Annotated in this window: 4 protein-coding genes; 3 read left to right on the forward strand and 1 reads right to left on the reverse strand. The window is 38.0% G+C overall.

What is annotated here, in order from left to right; genetic code table 11:
- Positions 1 to 487: 487 nt before the first annotated feature.
- The 3 genes from F6K22_RS35535 (at position 488) to F6K22_RS35545 (ending at position 2,810) form a co-directional block, all read left to right on the forward strand.
- The gene (locus tag F6K22_RS35535) at positions 488 to 1,468 is read left to right on the forward strand and encodes a DNA polymerase III subunit delta' (protein ID WP_293109265.1); all 981 of its coding nucleotides are present in this window, start codon (positions 488 to 490) and stop codon (positions 1,466 to 1,468) included.
- A gap of 104 nt (positions 1,469 to 1,572) precedes the next feature.
- A complete protein-coding gene (locus F6K22_RS35540) occupies positions 1,573 to 1,728 on the forward strand; it encodes a hypothetical protein (protein WP_293109267.1) in 156 nt (51 codons plus the stop codon).
- Between the two features lie 74 nt (positions 1,729 to 1,802).
- Positions 1,803 to 2,810 (forward strand): adenosine kinase, encoded by a 1,008-nt coding sequence (locus F6K22_RS35545; protein ID WP_293109269.1) that lies wholly within the window; start codon positions 1,803 to 1,805, stop codon positions 2,808 to 2,810.
- 598 nt (positions 2,811 to 3,408) lie between these two features.
- Here F6K22_RS35545 and rplY read toward each other — a convergent pair.
- Positions 3,409 to 3,670 (reverse strand): 50S ribosomal protein L25 (gene rplY, locus F6K22_RS35550; protein ID WP_363275151.1); only part of this gene is annotated, 262 nt, incomplete at its 5' end.

Raw genomic sequence — 3,670 nt, forward strand, 5'->3', positions numbered from 1 at the left:
AAATTTTGCTACAAATAGTAAGACTATTTCTTAGAAATCAACCCACTCCTAACCCATCCCAGGAGGGTAAGTCAGGAGTCAGAATAAATATTTTTATATCATTTTTAATGTCGTAATTTCTATTTTTCGTCAAATAGACATTTCCGATAAAGTCTTTTAATAATGCTTATTATTCGTAATATCATGTCCGGATAATCAGCGATCAAAAAAGTTTTTATTTGTAGTAGGGCTTCAGCCCCATCCATACTTTTTGCTCAAGCCCTACTACAAACTTTAATTATAACTATTCAACCGGACATGATATAACATTCTTTTTTCAAAATGGTATAATATGATGTTCGGATAATAAGTGATAAAAAAGTTTTTGTTTGTAGAATTGCTCTAGCAATAAGATAGAAATTACTAGAGCAATTCTACGAAGCTCTAATTATAACTATTAAACCGGACATAATATAACTTTTAACTTTTAACTTTTAACTTTTAACTTTTGACTTTATTTACCTCTATTATCGGACAAGACCAAGCCATAGAATTATTAACCCAAGCAATCGCTCATCAACGCATTGCCCCCGCCTATCTATTTGCTGGACCTTCAGGAATAGGGCGAGGTTTAACTGCCCAACGTTTTATCGAACTCCTATTTTCCAATACCCCCTCCCCTACCACTAACAGTTCATCCCTACAAAGTCGCATTCACAAAAGAAACCATCCAGACCTATTGTGGGTAGAGCCAACATATTTACATCAAGGAAAACTACTTTCAGCAAAGGAAGCAACAGAAACAGGAGTCAAACGCAAGTCACCACCTCAAATACGTTTAGAACAAGTGCGCGATATTAGTCAATTTCTCGGTCGCCCTCCCCTAGAAGCAGCAAGGTCAGTTGTGGTATTGCAGCAAGCTGAAACAATGAGAGAAAGTGCAGCAAATGGTTTATTGAAAACTTTAGAAGAACCAGGAAAACGAGCAACTCTAATTTTAATTGCTCCTGGAGTTGACTCGTTGTTGCCAACTTTAGTGTCGCGCTGTCAACGTATTCCCTTTTATCGGTTGACGGAGGAAAATATGCAGTTAATATTAGAAAAGGCAGGTTATGGGGAAATTTTGACTAACCCAGAAGTAATAGCAATGGCTCAAGGAAGTCCGGGAGAGGCGATCGCTTGTTGGCAGCAACTACAACAAATTCCGGCGGATATTCTGGAAGTTGCGACTCAGGGTATTCGGGATACTCGTCAAGCATTGACAGTGGCGCGAGATATTAGTAAAAATCTGGATACAGAGGCACAGTTATGGTTGATAGATTATTTACAGCATTATTATTGGAGGCAGCAGCAACTTTACGGAGCAGAATTTCTCCAGCATTTAGAAACAGCAAGAAAATATTTACTTTCCTATGTACAACCTAGGTTAGTTTGGGAATGTACCTTGATGGCTATTATAACTGAAGTCAGAAGTTACAAGTTATACTAAATCGGCTATAATTAGCAAACGGTCGTTTGCCCCTACAGATGGCGTATTATTTGATATTTTGCATAAGTCCTGACTATAAAAAAAGTCGGTAGTCCCGCATAGTAATGGTATACAGCAAAAAGGAATACCTAGCACGGGAGCAAGATGCTCCCACTGCTGTGCCTCATAAAAAACATTGCCGGACAATGCACGACCATTACAATGCACCACCACCAAAAAGTCAACTTCATGCAAAGGAGTTCCACTCTTCTTACTTTTGACTTTTGACTTTTGACTTTTGACTTAATCAAGAGGACGTGATATTATACTAAACGGCCAAACAATAGAAAAATAAATGACAGCAGTAAACACCCAAAAATTAGACGTATTTGGTGTCGGTAACGCCTTAGTTGACATCCTCGCACTTGTAGAAGAAGACTTTATCGCTAAATATTCCCTACAAAAAAGCGGAATGACTCTGATGGATGCTCAAACACAAGGAGGAATTTTGGCAGGACTAGAAAACATATCTTTAAAAAAGCGTTCCGGAGGTTCAGCAGCAAATTCCATGATAGCGATCGCTCAAAGTGGAGGAACTGGTATTTTTGTGGCAAAAGTTGCCAGCGATCCTAATGGAGAACTCTATCGCCAAGATATGCTCGACTTGAAAATACAGTTTAATGTAGCTCCTGCACCTACAGCAGATGAACCTACTGGTACCTGTGTCGTACTGACAACCCCTGATGCTGAACGTACTATGTGTACAAACTTAGGAGTATCTGTAAATCTCAGTGCTAGTGATATTGATGCAGAACAAATTAGGCGTTGCAAATATAGTTATGTAGAAGGTTATTTGTGGACTGGAGAAAGTACAAAGCAAGCTTGTATTCAAGCAATGGAAGATTCTAAGCGCCAAGAAGTGAAAGTTTGTTTTACCTTCTCAGACCTGTTTTTGGTAGATCTGTTTGCTGATGACTTCCGCCAGGTACTTTCAAATTATTGTGATGTATTATTCTGCAATGCTGATGAAGCGCGTAATTTCTGTGGAATAGAGTCTTTAGAAGAATCTGCAATAAAAATTGGGGAGTTAGTAGAAACAGCCTTTATTACTGATGGGAAGGATGGTTGTTTAGTGGTTAAAGATAAACAAATTACTTCTGTACCTGGGTTTCCTGTAAAAGCGATTGATACTGTTGGTGCTGGAGACGCTTTTGCTGGAGGTGTGTTATATGGTCTTACCCATGGTTATCAACCCGTACAAGCAGCACGTTGGGGAAATTATTTAGCCTCTAATGTTGTACAAATTCAAGGTCCTCGTTTAGAAGGGTCTTGGGCAGATAAAGTTCAGGAAATAGTTAACTAGCTGTTAGCTTTTAGCACCATTTTATATCATGTCCGGATAATCAGTGATCAAAAAAGTTTTTGTTTGTAGAATTGCTCTAGTCCGAACTATAGATAGGGTTAGAGCAATTCTACGAACTCTAATTATAACTATTTAAGCGGACATGATATTAGTTGTATCAGCAACAGTAAAATAGTGCAGAATTTGTAGGGTGCGTATTTACGGCTTAAATTCAGACTATGAAAGGGATTTAGCAATCCGTCGCAGGGCACCATTTTAGTTGTGTCAGTGTACTACTAGACTTTAACGGTGCGTTACTGAAACAGTCCGCTACTTAACGGTGCGTTACGGCGCAATGTAATATTTGATTGTTCTACGATAGTTTCTGGTAAGCGCTTAACGCACCCTACTAGACTTTTTTATAAGAAGAGGTAATCATTAATGGTGTTGCTGATTTCGGGTATGATTTGTATTTTTTGACAATTGTTAAACTATTGAATAACCAATACTTGAGATTATTCAGTTTTTATTTTCATACCTTGATTCAGCAACGCCTAATTAATTATTAATTATTGAACAAACCCCTACCAAACAGACTTAGATATCAATACTTCCGCAATCATTTATTTACAGAGAAAAAGCTCAGGTGATAAATCTCCGCTTTATAGGGATGATATTGAACTTCCCTAAGAAGAGTTTTACCATTCCAGGAAATTTCAGGAACTTTAAGATCAATAATAGTTTTGTTAGCGGAGGCATCCTTTAACAATTGCTTTGCTTTCTTAACATCAATTGTTAATTCAACTGATTCTGGAACCTGATGACCATATAATACTGCAGGAATTAATCCTTCCCGTCGTAGCGCTTTAGTTTTGCTACCT

It is taken from the genome of Okeania sp. SIO2F4 (assembly GCF_010672385.1).
Lineage (GTDB): Bacteria > Cyanobacteriota > Cyanobacteriia > Cyanobacteriales > Microcoleaceae > Trichodesmium.

Excerpts from the sequence above, each read along its gene's own strand:
- F6K22_RS35540 (WP_293109267.1), top strand. The coding sequence starts at position 1,573 with ATGGTATACAGCAAAAAGGAATACCTAGCACGGGAGCAAGATGCTCCC.
- F6K22_RS35545 (WP_293109269.1), top strand. The coding sequence starts at position 1,803 with ATGACAGCAGTAAACACCCAAAAATTAGACGTATTTGGTGTCGGTAAC.